This window comes from Sphingomonas sp. SL1004, assembly GCF_057815015.1.
Genome location: NZ_JBYMUX010000001.1, coordinates 501,221 through 522,427, shown reverse-complemented (window position 1 = coordinate 522,427; position 21,207 = coordinate 501,221). Strand labels below are relative to the sequence as shown.

Here is a 21,207-nt window from a genome sequence, read left to right as displayed (position 1 = left end):
CTTCGATCAGACCCGGCTCATCGCCACCGTGCGCTCAGCGTGCGGTGGCGGTGGCCATTCCGGTCAAGAACGAAGACCAGTATCTAGGCGAGTGCCTGGACGCACTGGATCGTGCGGCGGGCCGCTTCGGCGGCAAGGTCGTCATCGTCGCAATGGCGAACGATTGTACCGATGGCACGGTCGAGATTTTGAATAACTGGCGGCCGACCCATGCAACACTTGCATGGTCGGCCGTTTCGCTTTTGCCGGGTGCGAGGCATGCTGGTTGGGCGCGGCGTCTGGCGTTGGACGCGGGCGCGGACCTGCTTACCCATCATACGGATTTGCTGCTGTCGACCGATGCGGACACTAACGTTGCCGCCGACTGGATCGTGCGGATCGTCGCGCATATCGATGCGGGCAATGATGCCGTGGCCGGTCGCGCGCTAACGCTCAAGGCGGATCGAGCGTCGCTGGGTGTCACGGCGCGGCGACGGCTGGATCAGCTCGGACGGTATTACACTGCACTCGATTACCTTCGCGCTCGCGCTGTTACAGAGGCGCACGACACGTGGCCTCGCCATTTCTACGAAGGCGGCGCGAGCATAGCCCTCACGCACGCGATGTACCGTCGGATCGGCGGGGCGCCCACGCCGTCGGTAGCCGAGGACCGTGCCCTGTTCGATCGCATCCGCGCGCATGGCGGCCAGGTGCGTCACCCGTTGAACGTGCGCGTGTTCACGTCCTGCCGGATCTCGGGTCGCGCGCCGGGCGGCATGGCCGATGCAGTGGCGCGGTGGATCGATCAGCCGATCGACGCACCGTTGCACGAAACCTATGCCGTGGTGGCGGCGCTCGACCCCACCGTCGCCAAACCGGACGACCAGTTGACCTTCGCCACGCTGCCCGCGGCGATCCGGGAAGCCCAGTCGCTGATCCGCCTAAGCCGGACCTTCCAGCCGCCACAGATCGAGCCGATAAGCCTCGTGCCGGTCGCTGCGAACGATCAATACGCGATCACCGAGCGCGGCATGGAGTTCGGCAACGGCGTCATCCCCACTTTTGGGATAGTCGGTCTCGCCGATCCAGTGGACCAGCATCACGTACCCGCCTGACGCTACCGCGCTGCGCAGATAGGCGGCGAGCCGGACGATGTCGGCGCTGTCCCAGTAATAGACGACTTCCGACAACATCACGAGATCGAACGGTCCCTCGGGCGCGTCGTCCGGCAGGCGGCGCTGTTCGATCGTCACGTTCTGCTGATCCGCGCACCGCGCACGCGCCGAGGCCAACGCCGTTTGCGAGACGTCGACCGAGAGCAAGGCGTCGCAACGCGGGCCCAGTTGCGCGGTCAGCACACCATTCGCGCACCCGACTTCGAGGGCGTTGCCAAAGCGCGGCTGTGGCAGTGCGGCGAGCGTATCGGCGTATTTGGCGGCTTCGTAGGCGCTGGTCTCGAAGTCCCAGGGATCACCCTTGTCCTTGTAGAGCGCCTCGAAATACGCCGGTTCGATCGAGTGTTCACGCCGCACGGGGAATCTCCAGGAGCAGGGTTGTGGGCCGGTCGAGCAGTCGGAGCATCGCGCCCGGCAGGCGGAAGTTCTCGGCGGCGCCGACGATACGGCCGCCGCGTTGGCTTCGGTGGCAGGCCATCGCACGGCGTTGCTGCGGGCGCCTCGCGCTCGTGTCGATCGAGACGACGCGGCGATTGCGGACGCGCTGCACGACGTCCGCTACGGTCCACCCCCAGACAAGATAATGGTAGAGGCGAACCGCGGTCCGCGCCGCGACGGCTTGCGCGAGCGCGGCGGCGGCTTCGTGATCGCAGTGCGGTTCGCCGACCCACGTCACCGCGATCTGGCGGATACCGCGTGCCCGACACCATGCTGCCAGCCGGTCTGCGGTACGGTCGAAGGCGGGGTCGCCGGGCTTGGGAGGGGCTGCGTCGGGCCAGTCGAGATGGAGCGCAGGCGCGCCGCGCAGGATGTGCAAGGCTGCGGCGGCTTCGGTCCGACGCAAAGCCGCAATGCGCTTGCCGCTCCAGCCCGGTGCATCCGGATGCGAACCTGCGCCATCGGTGACGAACGCGGTATAGGCGCGTCCCCCCGCAGCAGAGATCGCCGCGATCAGCGCGCCGCAGCCGAGCGTCTCGTCATCGGGATGCGGCGCCAGGATCAACCACGGCCCTTGCGCCGCCGCCCTGCCTGCCGACATCGGGCGCGATCGACGGAAAAGGTCGCTCCAGGCGCGGTGGCCCGGCGCTACCACCACCGATCATCGCCCCAGCAATCATCCTCGAGCCACGCCGCCGCCGCCCGGTCGCGTGCCTGATCGGGCACTGGCTGACGCAGATACAGGCCGAGATCGCGGGTGATCCGGTCGATCCGGCTGCCCGCGAAGAACGACGCGGTGCCGACCGATCGTGCCGCCGCCTCCATCGTCTTCAGGCCTGCCTCCTCGACGACGCCGCGGGTCATCAGCACGAACGGGATCGCCTCCGCCGCCTGCGTCTCGGCGAGGTGCGCGGCGCGGCGCACCCATAGCCCGGCGCTGCGCGTCTCGGTGAGGCAGGTCGCGAACCGGGCGCGCTGGATCGGGTCGGCGCCCTTGCCGGTCTGGACGAGGTGATCGCGCAGATGCCGCACCAGCGCTTCGATCGCGCCGAGCTGTACCGCGGTGAACCGCCACGCGCCGGCGCTGAACCGCGGTTCGGTCTCGTACACGTCGGGCGCGCCGATGATTCCCTCGGGACCGATCGCCATGCCGGAGAAATCGAACAGCCCGCTGCAGGTGCCCCGCATGCCGCGCACCTGCCAGCCGCTGTTGTCGGCACGAGCGGTTTCGCCGGCGATCGGAACGAGGACGAGCTGCTTGCCACCATCGGCATCGCGCGCGGTGACCAGGATACCGTCGAGATGCCCTGCCCCGGTCGCGAAGCTCTTGCGGCCATCGAGTACCCAGCGATCGGTCCCGTCCTGCCGGATCGACAGGCCGGGTGTCGGCTCGGTGTTCCAGACCCCGAACACCCGCCCGGCTTCCAGATCGCTGGCCAACGCCCGTCGCTGCACATCGTCGCCATAGGCCGAGACGAGCTGGGCGGCGTTGACGTGACCCTCGAATACGCGGCCGAGACTGAGGTCGGCGCCCCCGATCGCGCGCAGGACATCGACGAGTGCGTCGGTCTGCTCCGGAGCCGAGACATCGACGAACTCCGCGAGTGCACCCGCCGCGTGTAGCGCCCTGACGCGGTCGGCAGGAAAAACCTCGTCCCCGTTGCTGCGATCCCAGTCCGCCGCTAGCGCGCGGACCGATTCCAAGGTCGTCCAACCCTTTGGATGAATGGGCGATTGTGCCGGCGATAGTCTGGTCAGTGGATCAATCCCCGCGCCCGGCGAACCATTCGATACGGCCGCTCTGCGACTAGAACGCCAAACCGTCGAGAGCGTTGCGTCGATCGTCCCCGACAACGGTTAACCGGATCCGAATCCGCCCCGAACCTTTGGTTAACGCTTGGCCGGCATAGTGGCCCGAACGGAAGGAACGGATCGATGGCACACAAACAGGATATCTTCGCGCTGGTCGGCAAGCGGATGTGCGCGTCGCCAAGGCACCAGGATCTGACCGCGAGCTATGACCGACCGCAGATCGCCGATCTGATCCGCCGGATCGACCGCGCGCTGACCGAGCGCCGCGCCGCCTGACGGCTAGTCGTGCTCGTCGGACCGTTCGGCGAAGCCTATCGCCGCCGCATAGGCCTCGGCCGCCCGGATTTCCCGCGCGTCCTTGAAAGCGACGTGCGGTGCCGGCGCCTGCCCGGTCGCGCGAAGTACCGCCCACAGCGCAAACCGCCGCCCCGGTTCACGCTCGGTCCCGAACGTGATCGACACGCGCTCGCGTCCCGCTTCCAAAGCCTCGGGGCTAAGCGTATCGATGTCGGTCGTACCGAAGAAATGCTGCGAGATCGCGTCGAGGTCCATGCACGGCGCCTAGCCGAGCGCCCGCCTCCCGCGCAATCGCGCGCATGCCTGCGATCCGCGTATCGCAACGGTTGCGATCGGCACGCTCTCCGCTTAGACGCCGTCCTCCGACGCTTCCGAGCGCCGGCGAGGGAGAGTGTCCGAGTGGTTTAAGGAACTGGTCTTGAAAACCAGCGATGGGGTAACTCATCCGTGGGTTCGAATCCCACCTCTTCCGCCAGCCCCCCGCCCCAGTCGCAGGACCCGACGATGACGCGATCATCCGCGCCAATGTCGTATGCCGGGGAACGCAAGGCCTACGCGACCGGTTGAGCCTGTCCCCCTGACCACGCCGCGTGCGGTCAGGGCGGCCAGGAGAAATGCGTGCCCCTATCCGAACCACTCCATCATCCCGCCATCACGGCGGGCAAGGTCGCGGTCGTCACCGGCGGGGCTAGCGGGATCGGCCTCGCGGTCGGCCGCCGGCTTGGCCAAGCGGGGATGATCGTCGTCCTCGCCGACCTTCCCGGTGTCGCGCTCGACGCCGCCGCCGAGCGCCTGCGCGACGATGGGATCGACGTCCGAACCGTCCCGGTCGATGTCGGCGACCCCGCCCGGATCGCGACCCTCCACCAAGTCGCATCGGCGGCAGGATCGGTCGCGCTGCTCCTGAACAATGCCGGGCGCGAGGGCGGCGGCGGGATCCTTGCCGGCGACGGCATCTGGGAGAGGACGCTGGCCACGAACCTGATGGGGCCGCTGTACGGGATCCAGCGGTTTCTGCCCGACATGCTCGCTGCCGACTGGCCGTGTGCGATCGTCAACACCGGTTCGAAGCAGGGCATCACGCTGCCCCCCGGCGATACCGCGTACAACGTCAGCAAGGCGGGGCTGAAGGCGCTGACCGAATCGCTGGCGCACGACCTGATCGCGACCGAGGGGCGGATCACAGCACACCTGCTGATCCCTGGCTTCACCTATACCGGCTTCAGCGAGCGCCGCGGCATCGTCGAGAAACCCGACGCCGCCTGGACCGCGGACCAGGTCGCCGACTTCCTGATCGCCCGCATGGCCGCTGGCGATTTCTACATCCTGTGCCCGGACAACGACGTCAGTCGCGCGGTCGACGAGCGACGGATCGCATGGTCCGCAGGCGACATCATCGAGAACCGACCCGCCCTGTCGCGCTGGCACCCCGACTATGCCCAGGCATTCGCCGCCCATATGAAAGGAGACGTCGCATGAAGATCGGATTTATCGGGCTCGGCCAGATGGGCAGTGCCATGGCGGCGAACCTGGTCAAGGCGGGGCACGACGTCACCGTCTGGAACCGGTCGCCGGATAAGGCAGACGCGCTGGTCGCAGCCGGTGCCACGCTCGCGAGAACACCGGCGGACGTCGCCCGCGGCGAGGTCGTGATGTCGATGCTCGCCGACGATAGCGCGCTCGAAGCGGTCGTGTACGGCGCGGGCGGCATCAGCGGCTGTCCGGCGCTGCACGTCTCGCATTCGACGATCAGCCTGACTCTGTCGGACCGTCTCGCTGCCGAGGGCAACTACATTGCCGCCCCGGTGTTCGGTCGGCCACCCGCCGCCGAAGCCGGTGCGCTCTTCGTGGTCGCGGCGGGCGCATCGGCGTTGATCGATCGCTGCGAACCGCTGTTCGACGCGATCGGCCAGAAGCTGTTCCGGATCGGCGAGACGCCGTCGGCGGCCAACCTCGTCAAGCTCAGCGGCAACTTCATGATCATGGCCGCGGTCGAGGCGATGGCCGAGGCGATGACGCTCGCGGAGAAAGGCGGCGTCGATCGCGGCCTGCTGCTTGAGGTGCTGACCGGCACGCTGTTCGATGCGCCCGTCTACAAGAATTACGGCGCGATGCTGGTCGAGGACCGGTTCAAGCCGGCCGGGTTCGCCGCGCCGCTGGGGCTCAAGGACATGAACCTGGTCGATGCCGCCGCCGGGGCGTCGCGGACGCCGATGCCGCTGCTCGGAATCGTTCGCGACCATCTGCGCGGGGCGATCGCGCAGGGTGGCGAAGACATCGACTGGGCGGGCGTTGGGCTAGCGGTGCGTCGTAACGCCGGTCTCGACTGACCGATCAGTTGTGCGCGACGCGTCCACCGTCGCATACCACGCGGCATAATCGGTATTGGCGACCATGTGGCGATTGAGGTCGGGCGCGCCGTCGGACCACCAGACCGGCCCGCGCTCGCCGAGCCCGCGTTTCGCCGCGTCGACCCGCGCACGCGCATCGGCTTCCGCCGCGGAGTCCGCACTGCGCCCGGCGGTACCGACGTCGCGGCGGGCCTGCATCAGGTCATGCACGAGCGTCGCGCGGCGTTCCGGCGGCAAAGCGGGATCGGACGTCCGCCACAATCGTCCGCGCACCACGAAATAACGACCGTCGGGAGTCACGGGATGGGTTTCCCCGGCAGGTTTCATACGGCTCATGACCGCCCAACGCCGGACGTGCCGTTCCGGCTGCGTCGGCGGGGACCGCTTTGCCGACTGGCCCGGTACGCGATTTGCGCTAAATGCTGGGCCCATGGCGACCGCCCGTCCCTCCCCTGCACGCCGACGTCGCGGCCGCCGATCGCGGGGCGGGCTGTCGCACGAACATTGGCTGCTGATCCTGGGAACCGCGGTCGTGGTGGCGGTAACTTGCGGCTCGATCACGCGCCTCCCGTGGCCGTCCAGATCGCAGCCCAGATCTTCGCCGCGCATACTGACGATGGCCGAGGCGCGCGCGTCGAATGCGCTGGTGCCGATCATCAGCCGCGATCGCAAAGCTGCCGACCGCTTCGTCTTCCGCGGCGGTGAAGCGGCCCGTGAACAGGCGGTCGAATGCCTCGCCACCGTCGCGCTCTACGAAGCGGGCACCGACCGCGATGGCCAGCGCGCGGTGATCCAGGTCGTGCTCAACCGGGTCCGCGCGCGCGGCTTTCCCAAGACGGTGTGCGGCGTGGTCTACCAGGGCTCGGGCCGGACCACCGGGTGCCAGTTCTCGTTCACCTGCGACGGATCGCTCCTGCGCCGCCCGGAACATGCCGGATGGGACCAGGCGAGACGCGCCGCCCGCCGCGCGCTCGACGGCCATGTCTACGCCGCGGTCGGTCGCGCGACGCATTACCATACCGACTGGATGGTCCCCTATTGGCGGTCGTCGCTCGAGAAGATCGGGCAGGTGAACGCGCACATCTTCTATCAACGGCCCTAAGACGCAGCGCGAGGATCCGGCCGCAACCCGGAACACAGGAGCTCGACGATGTCGTGCGCGATCTGCTCCGCGGACATCGGCCCATCCGCCCGGAACCAGCGCGCCGGCCAGTTCAACGCCCCTGCCAGCGTAAATGCGGCCAGCCGCACATCCTTCACCGCCGCCGAGCCATCCGCGACGGCGTCCTCGATCATCCCCCGCATCGTCGCATCGATCTCGGTCTTCAGCGCGCGAAATTCGGCCCTCGCGCCGGGTGACAGCACTTCGTCGGGTGTCCGGATCACGCAGCGGCCGAAATCATCCATCGTCACCTGTGCATACAGTCGCAGGAACGCCTTCAACCGATCCAGTCCATCCCCGTCGATGTGTCGCGACCGTTCGGCAGCCTCGCGCAATTGTACCAGCCCGATCCGGACGCATTCGAACAGCACCTGATCCTTGTTGCCGAGATGGTGATAGATCACCGGTTTGGTCACGCCGAGGCTTGCCGCGACATCGTCGAGCGAAGTCGCATGGAAACCGCGGGCGTTGAACATGCTCACGGCCGCACGCAGCAGCGCGTCACGCTTCTCCAGGCGCAACGCCTCGCGCGCCGCCCCAGTCTGGAACGGAGAGGCGGAGGAAGATCGGGCAGCAGGTTGAACGGACATCGCCCTTCTTGACACAGGGCCACCGCACGGCGCAACTACTCGCCAGTAGACTGTCTACCGAGCCGTATCGCGACAGGCTCACCGACACATATTGTGAGGGCTGCGGACATGCCGAGATCCATTGTGACGACAGCGTTCGGCTGAATTGCGCCGCCCCCTGACAATTTCAGCGCAGGCACGACGCCGGCGCATACCAGCCTCTACGAAAGAAGATTCATGACGACCGATCCCATCATCATCGCCAGCTATGCCCGTACACCGATGGGCGGCTTCCAGGGTGCGCTATCCGGCGTCACCGCGGTCGAACTCGGCGCCACTGCGGTCCGTGCCGCCGTCGAGCGGTCGAAAGTCGACCCGGCGATCATCGACCGCATCTACATGGGCTGCGTGCTGCCAGCCGGGCTCGGCCAGGCACCTGCGCGGCAGGCAGCACTGGGCGCCGGCCTGCCCAATTCGGTCGAGGCGACAACGGTCAACAAGATGTGCGGATCGGGCATGCAGGCGACGATCATGGCGACCGAGGCGCTGATGGCGGGGACCGTCGACGTCGTGATCGCAGGCGGCATGGAGAGCATGACCAACGCGCCGTTCCTGCTCGCCAAGCACCGTTCGGGGGCGCGGATCGGTCACGACGTCGTCTCGGATTCGATGATGATGGACGGGCTCGAGGACGCGTATGAGAAGGGCAAGCCGATGGGCGCCTTCGCCGAGGATACCGCGGGCGAATACCAGTTCACGCGCGAGGATCAGGACGCGTTCGCGATCGAGAGCCTGACGCGCGCCAGCGCCGCGATCACCAGCGGCGGCTTCGCGGACGAGGTCGTGCCGGTCACGGTCAAGACGCGCGGCGGCGACGTGATCGTCAGTGAGGACGAACAGCCTGGCAAGGCCAAGCCCGAGAAGATCCCCGGCCTGCGCCCTGCGTTCGCCAAGGCCGGCACGATCACCGCCGCCACCTCGGCCTCGATCTCGGACGGCGCCGCCGCGCTCGTGCTGACCCGCGCGAGCGTCGCCGAGAAGCTTGGGCTGAGCCAGGAAGCACGGATCGTCGCCACCGCTGCACATGCGCATGCCCCGGCGCTGTTCACGACCGCGCCCGTTTCGGCGATCCGGAAGGTTCTCGACCGTGCCGGCTGGAGTGTAGAGGACGTCGACCTGTTCGAGGTCAACGAGGCCTTTGCAACGGTCGCGATGATCGCGATGCGCGAACTCGGCATCCCGCGCGACAAGCTGAACGTCAACGGCGGTGCGACCGCACTCGGCCACCCGATCGGCGCGAGCGGCGCGCGGATCATCGCGACGTTGGTCGCTGCGCTGAAACTGCGCGGGCTGAAGAAGGGTGTCGCTGCGCTCTGCATCGGCGGCGGCGAGGCAACCGCCGTCGCGGTCGAACTGATCGACTGACGACCGGTGCGGCAAGTTGGGCGTGACGGCGCCGGACATGCCGCATCCACGATCTGCTGAAATTCGAGGCCGTCGACGCAAGACCCGATATCCCAAGCCCCGTTTCCCAGGAGCAGTCCGATGGCCCATGCTTATATCGTCGACGCGTTGCGCACGCCGGGCGGTCGTCGCAAGGGGGCGCTCGCAGGGATTCATGCGGCGGATCTGGGGGCGATCGTGCTCGATGCGCTGGTGACCCGGACGGGGCTTGATCCGGCGGTGATCGAGGACGTGATCGTCGGCTGCGTCAGCCAGGTGGGCGAGCAGGCTTTCGCGTTCGGGCGCAACATGGTGCTCGCCTCGTCGCTGCCCGACAGCGTCCCCGCGGTCACGATCGACCGCCAGTGCGGATCGTCGCAACAGGCGCTGCACTTCGCCGCGCAGGCGATCATGTCGGGTACCCAGGACGTCGTGATCGCGGCGGGTGCCGAGAGCATGACGCGGGTGCCGATGGGCTCGAACGTCCGCCTCTATGCCGAGGCGGGCCTGGGCAAAGGTCCGTGGAGCCAGGCGATCCTCGACCGGTTCGAGGTCGCCGAATTCAGCCAGTTCAAGGGCGCGCAGATGGTCGCCGACAAATACGGCCTGACCCGCGAGGCGATGGACGCCTACGCCCTGCAAAGCCACCAGCGCGCCGCAGCCGCGACCGCCAGCGGCGCTTTCGACGATGAGATCGTCCCGGTCGACGCGCTGTCGCATGACGAAGGCATCCGCGCCGACGCGTCGATGGAGGGCATTGCCGGGGTCAAGCCGATCGCCGAGGGCGGCACGATCACCGCTGCCAACGCCAGCCAGATCACCGATGGTGCCTCCGCGACGTTGATCGTCAGCGAGGCTGCGCTGAAGACATACGGGCTGACGCCGCTCGCCCGTGTCCATACGCTGACGGTGTCGGCGGGCGATCCGGTCATCATGCTGGAGGAGCCGATCCCGGCGACCTTCAAGGCCCTGAAGCGCTCCGGACTGTCGATCGACGACATCGACCTGTTCGAAGTCAACGAAGCGTTCGCCGCGATCCCGCTGGCGTGGCTCAAAGCGACCGGAGTCGATTCTGCGCGGCTCAACGTCAATGGCGGCGCGATCGCGCTCGGCCATCCGCTCGGCGCGAGCGGCACGAAGCTGATGGCGACCTTGCTCCATGCGCTGAAGGCGCGCGGCGGCCGCTATGGTCTGCAGACGATGTGCGAGGGCGGCGGCATGGCGAACGTCACGATCGTCGAAATGCTGAACCGGTGACCGCGCTCGCGGGCCTCCGCGTCGTCGAGTTCGCCAGTATCGGGCCGGGTCCGCACGCCGCGATGCTGCTCTCCGACCTGGGAGCCGAGGTGCTGAGGATCGAGCGGGTCGGTAGTGGCGGCTGGCGCAACCCGGTCATGGATCGCGGCCGCGCGGTGCTTCCGCTCGACATACGGACGCCGGAAGGGCGCGACCGGGCGCTGGCGATCGTCGATCGTGCCGACGTCGTGATCGAAGGGTTGCGGCCGGGCGTGATGGAGCGGCTCGGGCTCGGGCCGGACCTGATGCTCGAACGCAATCCGCGGCTCGTCTACGGGCGGATGACCGGCTGGGGACAGACCGGTCCGCTCGCGCAGGTCGCGGGGCACGATCTCAACTACATCGCGCTGACCGGCGCGCTGGCGGCGATCGGCACGCCCGGCGATCCGCCCCCGCCCCCGCTGAACCTGATCGGGGATTTCGGCGGCGGATCGCTGTACCTAGTCGCCGGGATCCTTGCGGCGTTGCTCGAACGTGGACGCTCGGGGCGTGGCCAGATCGTCGATGCGGCGATCGTCGACGGCGTCGCGTCGATGATGACGATGTTCGCGGGGCTGACCGCGGCCGGACACATGTCGATGGACCGGGACCGCAACATGCTCGGCGGCGCGGCGCCCTTTTATCGCTGCTACACCTGCGCCGACGGCCGCTTCGTCTCGGTCGGTGCGATCGAGCCGAAATTCTACGCCGAACTGCTCGATCGGCTCGGGCTGCCCCCCGAACTGGCGGCGGAACAGATGGTCGTGGAGCGCTGGCCCGAGACCGCGCGGCGGTTCGCGGCGGTGTTCGTAACGAAATCGCGCGATCAATGGTGCGCGGTGCTGGAAGGCACCGACACCTGTTTTGCGCCTGTGCTCGAACTCGACGAGGTATCGGCGCACGGCCACATGGCGGCTCGCGGCGCGGTGGTCGACGGCATATGGCAAGCCGCCCCCGCCCCGCGCCTGTCGCGCACGCCGGGCCGGATCGCACCGACGACGGACGGCGCGGCGCGACTAGCGGACTGGGGCGTCGCCTAGTCGCGCATGACCTGCCGCAGCAGATGCTGTGCGCGCGACAGATGCGGCCGGTCGAGCATGCCGCCCTTGTGGCCGATCGTGCCGACGCCGGGATTGGCCGCGAACAGATCGACGATCGCCTGCGCCTCGGCGATTTCCGCCTCCGTTGGCGTGAAAGCGGCGTTGATCACGTCGACCTGTGCCGGGTGGATCGCCAGCATCCCACGATAACCGTCACGACGGGCCTTTTCGGCACGCGTCCGCAACCCCTCAAGGTCACGGAAGTCGCCCTGGATCGTCTCGATCGCCGTCACGCCCGCGGTCGCCGCACCCAGCAGGCACATCGAGCGCGCCAGTTCGTAGGTAAAGCCGTAACTGCCGTCGGTATTGCGGTTCGCGCTCGCCCCGATCGAATCGGCAAGGTCCTCCGCACCCCAGGTGAGCGCAACGACGCGAGGCGCGCCCTTGTAATCGCCGGTATGGAACATTGATTCCGCGGTCTCGGTGACCAGCACGATGACCGGCGTCGCGCCGATCACGATGCCGTGCGCAGCCTCGAACGCGGACAGATAATGGTCGAGCCGATCGACGTCCTGCCGGCCATAGACCTTGGGAAGCATGATCCCGCCGGGCTGCGCGGGCATGATCGCGGCAAGGTCTGCCAGCGTATGCGGCCCATCGAGCGGATTGATCCGCACCCACAGGCGCGACCGCTGCGGCGCGTTCGCGTTCAAGGCGTCATGCACCAGCCGGCGAGCGAGTGGCTTGTTCTCGGTCGCGACTGCATCTTCGAGGTCGAGGAGGACGATGTCGGCACCGCCCTCGATCGCCTTGGTCATCTTCCTGTCGCTGTCGCCCGGCGCGAACAGCCAGGACCGCATTTTCAACGACGATGGATCGGACATTCTCGGCGTTCCTACAGGCTCGAAACAGGGCAACTGCGTACGGCCTTGGCCATCGCCGGGCAACTCCGCGGGCATTTGGGCGATGCCTACGCGCGTGATAGGCAGGCACCATGCGATAGCGAAGCGTTCCCCTGCCGAAGAATGCATTGATTGCCCGAACCGCCCGCTGCCGGGCAAACGGCGCAGCGGAGACACATCATGGCGCATTCACTCACCCATCTGGAACGGCTCGAAGCCGAGGCGATCCACATCCTGCGCGAAGTCGTCGCCGAGGCCGACAAGCCGGTGATGCTGTATTCGGTCGGCAAGGATTCGGCCGTGATGCTGCATCTTGCGCGCAAGGCTTTCTACCCGTCGCCCCCGCCCTTTCCGCTGCTGCACGTCGACACGACCTGGAAATTCCAGGAGATGTATAAGCTGCGCGATCGGATGGCGGCCGAGAGCGGCATGGAGTTGCTCGTCTACAAGAACCCGGAGGCGATCGCGCGCGGGATCAACCCGTTCGATCATGGCGCGCTGCACACCGACATGTGGAAGACCGAGGGGCTGAAACAGGCGCTGAACCTGCACGGCTTCGACGCTGCGTTCGGCGGCGCGCGGCGCGACGAGGAGAAGTCGCGCGCCAAGGAACGCATCATCTCGTTCCGCACCGCGACGCATGGCTGGGATCCGAAGAACCAGCGGCCCGAGCTGTGGAACCTCTACAATGCGCGGAAGGCGAAGGGCGAGAGCATCCGCGTGTTCCCGATCTCGAACTGGACCGAACTCGACGTCTGGCAATATATCCAGCTGAACGACGTGCCGATCGTCCCGCTCTACTTCGCCGGCGTACGTCCCACGGTCGAGCGCGACGGCATGCTGCTGATGGTCGACGACGACCGTTTCCCGTTGCGGCCCGGCGAAGTCCCGGTCGATCGCTCGATCCGCTTCCGCACGCTTGGCTGCTACCCGCTGACCGGCGCGGTCGAGAGCACGGCGTCGACGCTGTCAGAGATCATCCAGGAAACGCTGCTGACCACGACGAGCGAACGCCAAGGCCGCGCGATCGACAAGGATGCCGGCGGCGCGGGCATGGAGAAGAAGAAACAGGAGGGGTATTTCTGATGGAGCCGCATACGCCCTCAGCCATCAGTCCCCCACCCGTCATCCCAGCGAACGCTGGAATCTCGTGCCGCGAGGGCACGCTCACGACCGCAAGAGATTCCAGCTTTCGCTGGAATGACGGAGTTCTCTGATGTCCGACGCCGTTACAATCCCGCAAACCTCGGCCTACCAGACCGAAGCGCTGATCGCCGAGGATATCGACGCGTATCTCGACCAGCACCGCAACAAGACGATGCTGCGTTTCATCACCTGTGGGTCGGTGGATGACGGCAAGTCGACGCTGATCGGCCGCTTGCTGTACGATTCGAAGATGATCTTCGAGGATCAGCTCACAGCCCTCGAAGCGGACAGCAAGCGGGTCGGTACGCAGGGGCAGGAAATCGACTTCGCGCTGCTGGTCGACGGGCTCGCCGCCGAGCGCGAACAGGGCATCACGATCGACGTCGCCTATCGCTTCTTCTCGACCGAAAAGCGCAAGTTCATCGTCGCGGATACGCCGGGTCACGAGCAATATACTCGCAACATGGTGACCGGCGCGTCGACCGCCGACCTGGCCGTGATCCTGATCGACGCGCGCAAGGGCGTGCTGACGCAGACCAAGCGCCACAGCTATCTCGCGCACCTGATCGGCATCCGGAACCTGGTGCTGGCGGTCAACAAGATGGACCTGATCGGCTACGATCAAGCGCGGTACGACGAGATCGTCGCGGAGTATTCGGTGTTCGCCAAGAGCATAGGCATCACTGCGTTCACGCCGATGCCGATCTCGGGCTTCAAAGGCGACAACATCTCGATCGCCTCCGAAACCATGCCCTGGTACACCGGCCCGACGCTGATGGAGCATCTCGAAGCGGTCGACGTCGACCTTGACGACGACCAGGCCAAGCCGTTCCGGATGAGCGTGCAGTGGGTCAACCGCCCCAACCTCGATTTCCGCGGCTTCTCCGGCCAGATCGCTGCGGGCACGGTCAAGCCCGGCGACGCGATCCGCGTCCTGCCCGGCGGCAAGACCTCGACGATCAGCCGGATCACGACGCTGGACGGCGATCTCGACGAGGCGGTTGCCGGCCAGTCGGTCACGCTGTCGTTCGCCGACGAGATCGATTGCTCGCGCGGTAACGTCATCGCTGCCTCGGACTCGCCGCCCGAGACCGCCGACCAGTTCGAGACGACGATCGTCTGGATGGACGACGAACCGCTGATCGTCGGCCGCTCCTACTGGCTGAAGCTCGGCACGCAGATGGTGTCGGCGACGGTCCGCGAACCGAAATACCAGGTCAACGTCAACACGATGGAGCGGCTCGCAACCAAGACGCTCGAATTGAACGCGATCGGCGTCGCGGAGATCACGACGGACCGCGCGATCGTGTTCGAAGCCTATGCTCAAGAGGGTGCCGCCCCGAACAAGGTGCTCGGCGGGTTCATCCTGATCGACAAGATCACCAATGCGACGGTCGCAGCGGGAATGGTTCATTTCAGCCTGCGCCGGTCGCAGAACGTCCACTGGCAGGCGACCGACATCGGCCGCGACGCGCATGCCGGGCTCAAGAACCAGAAGCCCGCCGTGCTCTGGTTCACCGGGCTGTCGGGTGCGGGCAAGTCGACGATCGCCAACGAGGTCGAGAAGCAGCTCAACCTGATGAATCGCCACACCTTCCTGCTGGACGGCGACAATATCCGCCACGGGCTGAACAAGGACCTGGGCTTCACCGAGGCCGACCGGATCGAGAATATCCGGCGGGTCGGCGAGGTGGCGAAGCTGATGGCGGACGCCGGGCTGATCGTCCTCACCGCGTTCATCTCGCCGTTCCGTGCCGAACGCGATATGGTCCGGTCGATGCTTCCCGAAGGCGAGTTCATCGAGATCTTCGTCGACACGCCACTCGATGTGGCGGAAGGTCGCGACGTGAAGGGGCTTTATAAAAAGGCGCGTGCGGGGGATTTGAAGAACTTTACCGGGATCGATAGCCCGTACGAGGCGCCGCTGAACGCCGAGATTCGCGTCAACACGGTGGCGATGACGCCGGTCGAGGCCGCCGAATTCATCGTCCGCCAGATCATGCCGCTTAAATGACGGTCATCGAAAGCGACGTCCGTCTCGCCGAACGCCTCGCCACCGAAGCAGGCGCGATCCTGCTCGGGTTGCAGGCAAACGGCGGGCTGACCGGCAAGGAGCTCGGCAAGGCTGGCGACGAGCAGGCCAACACCTATCTGATGCGCAAGCTGCGCGCGGCGCGGCCCGACGACGCGATCCTGTCCGAAGAGGAAAAGGACACCGGCGATCGCTGTTCGGTGCGGCGCGCGTGGATCATCGACCCGCTCGACGGCACGCGCGAATATGGCGAGGGGCGGACCGACTGGGCAGTGCACGTCGCGCTCGCCATCGACGGCGTCGCAACCGTCGGTGCGGTGGCGTTGCCGGGACTGGGACTGACGCTGACCTCCGGCGCGCCGAAGCCGCTGGAGCCAGCGAGCGATCCGTTGCGCATGCTGGTCAGCCGCAGCCGTCCGGCGCGCGAGGCGATCGCCGTCGCCGAAGCGATGGGGGCGACCCTGGTGCCGATGGGCTCGGCGGGCGCGAAGGCGATGGCGGTGGTCCGCGGCCAGGCCGAGATCTACCTGCATACCGGCGGGCAATATGAGTGGGACAATTGCGCGCCGATCGCGGTGGCGCAGGCGGCCGGGCTGCACGTCAGCCGCGTGGACGGCTCCCCGCTCGTCTACAACTGCGCCGATCCGTATTTGCCCGACCTGCTGATCTGTCGACTCGAACTCGCCCCGCGCGTTCTGGAACTGGTGAGGACCCTACCGCCGGCCTGATGCTCCCGGAAAAGAGGATGCCGCGCTCTTTCCTGCCTGTGCCTGTGCAAGGCTATGCTGACCAAGCGACCCATTGCCGGTGCCGTTCAACGACGATGCGTGCACCTCTTCGGTGCCACTCTTCGTAACTCGCATCTTCGATCCAGAGCTTGGTCGTCACGAGCAGGGCGCTGCGGTCGACTCCGTGGCTCCTGATCGCGGCGCCGCCTGCCGCTTCGTTCCATAGGGCGCAGCGGTATCGAGCAGGCGGTAGCCGGGACGGCTGTCCAGTCCTTCGCTTGGAACGCTGTTCTTGAATCCGAGCTTGGTCACGATCACCACCTCGTCGCGGATCAGCGAGATCGCGTCGTTGCGGTCGGTTGCCGGGCCATAGCCGACGCTGAGCCCCATGCAGCCGAGCCCCACAGCCGATACTTCGACGCCACTCCGTCCCAGTATGCGTTTGCGAGCATTACGCGAAGATCGCGGGCTGAGCTTTCGGTAGGATCCGTCATCCCTGCGAGAGCTGGGATAACGGCGCGGCGTTCCGATTAGCCGGTGAAAACGGGATGAGCCTATGACTGGACGGCGCGAAACCTGTTCGATCCAGGCCTCGCCACTGGCGCGTCAGTACCCCGATACCCTTACGATGGTCGTCGGGGTGGCAGAGGAGAAACGCTGCGCGCGCGGTTTGCTTATGGAAGCACTCGGGTATCGCGACGACCGCGGAACGAGGTTCGCCGACAGCCGCGTTAGCTCGCGTTGTTCAAATACCGGTCGCGAGGCAGATCGTCCGGGACGGTGACGTCCGGAGTCGGTCGTGACGCCGCCTTGGCGAGCCAGGCGGAACCGCCGTCGCGGCCTCGCGTGGATCCGTCACCACGAGTAGCGACACGACCATATACGGGACGCTCCCGATCGCCCGGCGCGCCGCCAAACATCGCGGCGATATTGCCGTAGGTCGAGGGATCACGACCGTCGAGACTCAGCCGATCGTTGAGATAGCAGGCCGTCGCCCATGCCGTCTCGGGATCGGGTGTCATGGCGATCAGCCGCTTCGCCCAGTACATCCGCAAATTATTGTGCATCCAGCCGAACCGAACGAACTGCCGCTGACACGCATTCCAGGTTTCGTCACGCGTCTCGCCGCGAAGCAACGCGGTCAGGCTCTCCACGTCCGGTCTCGGATCATTCGCGTGCTCCGCCAAAGTGCTGCGCGCCCATACTGCGATACGATCATAGGTCTCGGGGGTCTTCAGCCCATGCGCCTGGTAGTGGAACCACTCACGCCAGCCGAGCAATTCGTCCGCAAACTTGGCCTTGTGCCTCGTGCCGGCGGAAGCGCTCGCTACCGTCCGCATAACCTCACGGGGGCCGAGCACGCCAAAATGCAGATAGGCCGACAAGCCGCTCGCGCCCTCTGGCTGCGTAGCGTCGTTGCGCGCGGTGGCATAGCCGGGCAGCACGTCTCGCGTCAGGCGCCGCAACCGTTCCTCGGCGGCGATACGACCGGCAGGAAAAGCCGGGCTGATCGGAAGGCTGTGATCGATGTCCAACCTGGCTACCAGTGCGGCGAGATCGAGGTCGTCTAGTCGGTCCGGCGTGAATGGCAGCGGACCGTCGAACGGCGCGATCTCGGCTGTCTCGTCGATCGAGTCGAGCCAGTTCGTTCGCTCCGGTTCATGGCGCCGGAGGAACGTCGACCGGCTACCGACGTCGGAGCCCAGCACGGCAGGCGGGACCAGGCACGCCGCATTGACCGCATAGACGGGCACTGCGATCCGCGACGCGACGCGGTCGGTCTGCCAGCGTGCGACGAAGGTTGGTTGATCCTCCACCACCAGTGCGGCTGCGTCGGCACCGAGCCGGTAGACGAGGCCCTTCTCGCGGTGGTCCGCGCGATCGACATGCTGGACGCAGGCGAGCCCGCGCGTACGACAGCCGGCGGCAAGATCACGACTAGCGCCCAATATGAAATGGTGCAGCCTGTCCGACGCGTAGGGGTAATCCTCCCGTACGCCGTGATACACGAGCACCGGCACGCCAAGCGCTTTGCCGAGCCGGACGGCGGCGTCGATCACCGGATTGTCCTGCGCGCGCAATGCCTGCTGGAGCCAGCACAGAACGTACCGTCCATGCGAGACGTCGGGGCGTGCGTTCATCGCACGAACGCGGGGTGCCTCGCGCCAATCGACAAGACCTCGCGGAAGTGGCTGCGACGGCAGCTGGGCGGTCACCATCCCATGCTGCCCGGTATGCCCTTGAACGGACCGGCGAGATCCGACGTGATCCACCCGCCGTAAAAGCCGCCCGGTTGCGGCCGGACGCGCTCGCCGTCGACGGCGCACAGCTCGAACGGACCTGCATAAAATGCGACGTGATCGCGCAGCATTGCGAACGCCGGCGCGGGATCGGGATAGCTCCACCCGACGTCGCGGAACATCTGTCCACCAATCTCGATATCCCAATAGCGCGCTTCCCCCTTCCATTCGCAGAACGAACGTCGTTGCGAAGGGCGAAGCAGGCCGGGCGCGATCGCGTCGGGGGGGATGTACCAGCTCGGCGGATGGCTCGTCTCGATCGTCCGTACGGCAGCGCGCGTGTCGGCAACGACGATGGCGGCATGCTCGATGCGAATGTGCCGATCGCTCTGCTGAGCGACGGCGGGCCGTGGATATTGCCAGACGCTCTCCTGCCCGGGCGCCACAGTATTCGGCCGCGGCGTCATGCTCGCGCCTCCCGCCTGCCGAGCCAGCGCTGCAGGCGTGGACGCACTTTCAGGAAACGCAGATACGCGCGTTCCATCAGTCCGAGCACGGTTGGGTTTCGCGCGAGCAATCCCACTGGGCGCAAGACCGGGATCGCGCGCCACATCGCCGCAAACGCCGCGGCGCCGGACAGGAGACGCCCGTCTTCCATCGCGTGAAAGCGAGCCAGCAGCTCGGCGCGATCGATCGGACAAGCTTCCGCGCCAGTCGCGTCGACGAAATCGATCCTGCCCCGTCGGTCCAGTCGACGCATGACCGCGATCTCGCGTCGGCACAGGGGACAGTTGCCGTCATGCCAGACGATCACGCGGCTCACGTCTCGGCTTCGGCGGCAGGATTATCGCGCCAGATGCGTTCGGCGAGAAAGGTCGCGAAGCCGAGCCACGCCACGAACGGCACACCGGTCGCGGCAGCCGGCTTGTCCACCTCGGCGGCAGTCGCGACATAGGCGGCGCTGGACGCGACCATAGCCGCCGATGCCACCGCGCTCGCGCCCAGTTTCTTTTCGCGGAAGAACAGCTGGGTCCAACCGCCGACCATTGCGGTATTCAGCAACCATAGTCCGACGGCTGCATTGCGCGCCGGGCCCGATGGCTGCCGCAACAGCCGATAGCCACCAACCGCAAGCCCCGCCTCCAGCACTGGCCACACGGCCCCGAACGCTGCGTCAGGCGGTGTGAACCCCGGTTTTTCGAGCCTGCGATACCAGCGCCGGATGCGTGGATGCGACGGGTCGGGTGCATTGCGCCGGCCAATCAGCGCACTCGCGCCAAGCACGATACCGACTGCACCCAGCGCCGTCAGCGGTGACAGCCCGATCGACGGCGGCGTCTTGGCTGAAAGCGGAGTGTCCGCGCACGCGACATCGGTCTGCTCAGCCAAAGCGCCTTCCGGATACCGGGAGAGATCGGGCGTCTTCGCGCCACCACCGAACATCTTGCCTACCACGCCGCGAACGGCCGGCCGGCTTGCGGCGCTCAACGCCGTGTGCAGAAGGCGGATGCCAATCCGACTGTGCGGATTCATCATCTTCGGCGCGATCTTGGGTACACCCTGCGCGTCCTGCACCATGGGCCGCATCGCCCGCTCATAAGCAGCGAATGCGCCGACGACGTCTCCGGTCCGCGCCATCTCCGCGGCCAGCACATAGGCACCGGTGATAGCTAGCGTGGTCCCGATGCCGGCGATCGGCGTCGCGCACCAGGCCGCGTCGCCCGTCAGCACCACCCTGCCCTTCGACCAGCGCTTCATCCGCACCTGTCGCAACACGTCGAAATAGAAGTCGTCAGTCTCGTCCATACCCTCGAGCACGCGCCGGGATTGCCACCCGGCGTCGGCGAACCGATCGCGGAGCCATGCCTTTTGCCGATCGGTGCTCCAGTCCTGCTCGCCCTTCGGTGGCTGCCGGACCGACAGCATCGCGCGGGTCGTGCCGTGACGATCGGGTCGCAGCGATACGCTGCGGCCCCCGGTCGCATTGTACCACCGCCACAACCGATCATCCTTCGAAATACGCGGGATCGTGAAATAGGCGATCGTCAGATCCATCCATCGCGGTTCGTTCTCGTTCGCAAAGACGAGGTTCCGCGTTGCCGAACCCACGCCCTCGGCCACGATCACCGCGTCGTAGCGCTCCGTGCGGCCGCTGGCGAAGGTGACCGATGCCGCGTGTTCGGTCTGCTCGATCGCCGTCACGCTATCGCCGAAACGGTATGTAGCGTGCTCCGCCGCGGGTTCGTAGAGCAACCGCGCCAGATCGCCCCGAAGAATTTCCATTTCGGCGGTCATGCCATCGGTGTCGGAATCGGCGACCAGGAACTGCGCGGCGATCCGGTTATCCGCGTCCACCCACGCGGTACCCTCTTCCCCGGTGCCATAGTCGAGCGCAGCCTGATCGAGCCCCATGCGCCGCAACACCTCCCGCCCCGGTCCACGAACGTCGACATTCTGGCCGCCTTCGCGGAATGCGGGCGCGCTTTCGACCACGGTCACATCGAAGCCGGCACGACCCAGCCACCACGCCGCGGTATTTCCGGCAACGCTGGCGCCGGTAATCAGGATATGGCGGGACATGAAACGCTCTCCTCTGCACCGCTCAACGGGTGAAACGC

Annotated in this window: 22 protein-coding genes, 1 tRNA gene and 1 pseudogene; 12 read left to right on the top strand and 12 right to left on the bottom strand. The window is 66.8% G+C overall.

What is annotated here, in order from left to right:
- Positions 1-44 precede the first annotated feature (44 nt).
- Positions 45-410 (top strand): annotated as a pseudogene (locus AC3D24_RS02440) (glycosyltransferase); the annotation flags it as partial.
- Between the two features lie 510 nt (positions 411-920).
- Here AC3D24_RS02440 and AC3D24_RS02435 read toward each other — a convergent pair.
- The 3 genes from AC3D24_RS02435 to AC3D24_RS02425 are packed head-to-tail and all read right to left on the bottom strand — an operon-like array spanning position 921 to position 3,296.
- Positions 921-1,511 (bottom strand): class I SAM-dependent DNA methyltransferase, encoded by a 591-nt coding sequence (locus AC3D24_RS02435; protein WP_489027861.1) that lies wholly within the window; start codon positions 1,509-1,511, stop codon positions 921-923.
- Positions 1,501-2,193 (bottom strand): PIG-L deacetylase family protein, encoded by a 693-nt coding sequence (locus tag AC3D24_RS02430; RefSeq protein ID WP_489027859.1) that lies wholly within the window; start codon positions 2,191-2,193, stop codon positions 1,501-1,503. Before AC3D24_RS02430 ends, AC3D24_RS02435 begins: the two co-directional genes overlap by 11 nt.
- A 47-nt stretch (positions 2,194-2,240) precedes the next feature.
- Positions 2,241-3,296 carry an acyl-CoA dehydrogenase family protein gene (locus tag AC3D24_RS02425; RefSeq protein WP_489027857.1) on the bottom strand — a complete coding sequence of 352 codons (1,056 nt, stop codon included), beginning with the start codon at positions 3,294-3,296 and terminating at the stop codon, positions 2,241-2,243.
- Between the two features lie 231 nt (positions 3,297-3,527).
- Between AC3D24_RS02425 and AC3D24_RS02420 the strand changes: the two genes are divergently transcribed.
- Positions 3,528-3,680: a hypothetical protein gene (locus AC3D24_RS02420; protein ID WP_489027855.1), complete on the top strand. Its 153-nt coding sequence runs from the start codon at positions 3,528-3,530 to the stop codon at positions 3,678-3,680.
- A gap of 3 nt (positions 3,681-3,683) precedes the next feature.
- Here the strand turns inward: AC3D24_RS02420 and AC3D24_RS02415 are convergent, their stop codons facing one another.
- Positions 3,684-3,956, bottom strand: coding sequence for a hypothetical protein (locus AC3D24_RS02415; RefSeq protein WP_489027853.1), 273 nt, complete (start codon positions 3,954-3,956; stop codon positions 3,684-3,686).
- A gap of 130 nt (positions 3,957-4,086) precedes the next feature.
- On the opposite strand from AC3D24_RS02415, the gene AC3D24_RS02410 reads away from it, so the two are divergent.
- The 3 genes from AC3D24_RS02410 to AC3D24_RS02400 all read left to right on the top strand — a co-directional run bounded on the left by AC3D24_RS02410 (position 4,087) and on the right by AC3D24_RS02400 (position 6,031).
- Positions 4,087-4,176: transfer RNA gene (locus AC3D24_RS02410), tRNA-Ser, on the top strand.
- Between the two features lie 143 nt (positions 4,177-4,319).
- Complete coding sequence (locus AC3D24_RS02405) at positions 4,320-5,180, top strand: SDR family NAD(P)-dependent oxidoreductase (protein ID WP_489027851.1); 861 nt, start codon at positions 4,320-4,322, stop codon at positions 5,178-5,180.
- Positions 5,177-6,031: an NAD(P)-dependent oxidoreductase gene (locus AC3D24_RS02400; protein ID WP_489027850.1), complete on the top strand. Its 855-nt coding sequence runs from the start codon at positions 5,177-5,179 to the stop codon at positions 6,029-6,031. The genes AC3D24_RS02405 and AC3D24_RS02400 overlap by 4 nt, the downstream gene beginning before the upstream one ends.
- Here the strand turns inward: AC3D24_RS02400 and AC3D24_RS02395 are convergent.
- On the bottom strand, positions 5,999-6,388 hold the full coding sequence (locus AC3D24_RS02395) for a hypothetical protein (protein ID WP_489027848.1): 390 nt from the start codon (positions 6,386-6,388) through the stop codon (positions 5,999-6,001). The genes AC3D24_RS02400 and AC3D24_RS02395 overlap by 33 nt on opposite strands.
- 94 nt (positions 6,389-6,482) lie before the next feature.
- Here AC3D24_RS02395 and AC3D24_RS02390 point away from each other — a divergent pair, with 94 nt between their 5' ends.
- Complete coding sequence (locus AC3D24_RS02390) at positions 6,483-7,154, top strand: cell wall hydrolase (protein WP_489027847.1); 672 nt, start codon at positions 6,483-6,485, stop codon at positions 7,152-7,154.
- Here the strand turns inward: AC3D24_RS02390 and AC3D24_RS02385 are convergent.
- Entirely contained in the window at positions 7,151-7,804 is a 654-nt protein-coding gene (locus AC3D24_RS02385) for a TetR/AcrR family transcriptional regulator (RefSeq protein WP_489027846.1), read from the bottom strand. The two genes, AC3D24_RS02390 and AC3D24_RS02385, sit on opposite strands and share 4 nt — an antisense overlap.
- 216 nt (positions 7,805-8,020) lie before the next feature.
- Between AC3D24_RS02385 and AC3D24_RS02380 the strand changes: the two genes are divergently transcribed.
- The 3 genes from AC3D24_RS02380 (at position 8,021) to AC3D24_RS02370 (ending at position 11,541) form a co-directional block, all read left to right on the top strand.
- A complete protein-coding gene (locus AC3D24_RS02380) occupies positions 8,021-9,208 on the top strand; it encodes an acetyl-CoA C-acyltransferase (protein ID WP_489027845.1) in 1,188 nt (395 codons plus the stop codon).
- Between the two features lie 120 nt (positions 9,209-9,328).
- Complete coding sequence (locus tag AC3D24_RS02375) at positions 9,329-10,483, top strand: acetyl-CoA C-acetyltransferase (RefSeq protein ID WP_489027843.1); 1,155 nt, start codon at positions 9,329-9,331, stop codon at positions 10,481-10,483.
- Positions 10,480-11,541 carry a CaiB/BaiF CoA transferase family protein gene (locus tag AC3D24_RS02370; RefSeq protein WP_489027842.1) on the top strand — a complete coding sequence of 354 codons (1,062 nt, stop codon included), beginning with the start codon at positions 10,480-10,482 and terminating at the stop codon, positions 11,539-11,541. The genes AC3D24_RS02375 and AC3D24_RS02370 overlap by 4 nt, the downstream gene beginning before the upstream one ends.
- On the opposite strand, the gene AC3D24_RS02365 is transcribed toward AC3D24_RS02370, so the two are convergent.
- Complete coding sequence (locus tag AC3D24_RS02365; RefSeq protein ID WP_489027840.1) at positions 11,538-12,425, bottom strand: HpcH/HpaI aldolase/citrate lyase family protein; 888 nt, start codon at positions 12,423-12,425, stop codon at positions 11,538-11,540. The two genes, AC3D24_RS02370 and AC3D24_RS02365, sit on opposite strands and share 4 nt — an antisense overlap.
- 198 nt (positions 12,426-12,623) lie before the next feature.
- Between AC3D24_RS02365 and cysD the strand changes: the two genes are divergently transcribed.
- The 3 genes from cysD (at position 12,624) to AC3D24_RS02350 (ending at position 16,349) form a co-directional block, all read left to right on the top strand.
- Entirely contained in the window at positions 12,624-13,529 is a 906-nt protein-coding gene (gene cysD, locus AC3D24_RS02360; RefSeq protein WP_489027838.1) for a sulfate adenylyltransferase subunit CysD, read from the top strand.
- 130 nt (positions 13,530-13,659) lie between these two features.
- The gene (gene cysN / locus AC3D24_RS02355; protein WP_489027836.1) at positions 13,660-15,603 is read left to right on the top strand and encodes a sulfate adenylyltransferase subunit CysN; all 1,944 of its coding nucleotides are present in this window, start codon (positions 13,660-13,662) and stop codon (positions 15,601-15,603) included.
- A complete protein-coding gene (locus AC3D24_RS02350; protein WP_489027834.1) occupies positions 15,600-16,349 on the top strand; it encodes a 3'(2'),5'-bisphosphate nucleotidase CysQ in 750 nt (249 codons plus the stop codon). The genes cysN and AC3D24_RS02350 overlap by 4 nt, the downstream gene beginning before the upstream one ends.
- A 156-nt stretch (positions 16,350-16,505) precedes the next feature.
- Here AC3D24_RS02350 and AC3D24_RS02345 read toward each other — a convergent pair whose 3' ends face one another.
- From AC3D24_RS02345 to AC3D24_RS02325, 5 genes are all read right to left on the bottom strand, one after another.
- Entirely contained in the window at positions 16,506-16,739 is a 234-nt protein-coding gene (locus tag AC3D24_RS02345) for a hypothetical protein (protein ID WP_489027832.1), read from the bottom strand.
- Positions 16,740-17,080: 341 nt separating this feature from the next.
- Positions 17,081-18,565, bottom strand: coding sequence for a deoxyribodipyrimidine photo-lyase (locus tag AC3D24_RS02340; protein ID WP_489027830.1), 1,485 nt, complete (start codon positions 18,563-18,565; stop codon positions 17,081-17,083).
- Positions 18,562-19,056, bottom strand: a complete 495-nt coding sequence (locus tag AC3D24_RS02335; protein ID WP_489027828.1) for a DUF427 domain-containing protein — start codon at positions 19,054-19,056, stop codon at positions 18,562-18,564. The genes AC3D24_RS02340 and AC3D24_RS02335 overlap by 4 nt, the downstream gene beginning before the upstream one ends.
- Positions 19,053-19,412, bottom strand: a complete 360-nt coding sequence (locus AC3D24_RS02330; protein ID WP_489027826.1) for a thiol-disulfide oxidoreductase DCC family protein — start codon at positions 19,410-19,412, stop codon at positions 19,053-19,055. The genes AC3D24_RS02335 and AC3D24_RS02330 overlap by 4 nt, the downstream gene beginning before the upstream one ends.
- Positions 19,409-21,169, bottom strand: a complete 1,761-nt coding sequence (locus AC3D24_RS02325; RefSeq protein WP_489027825.1) for a tryptophan-rich sensory protein — start codon at positions 21,167-21,169, stop codon at positions 19,409-19,411. Before AC3D24_RS02325 ends, AC3D24_RS02330 begins: the two co-directional genes overlap by 4 nt.
- Positions 21,170-21,207: the final 38 nt, after the last annotated feature.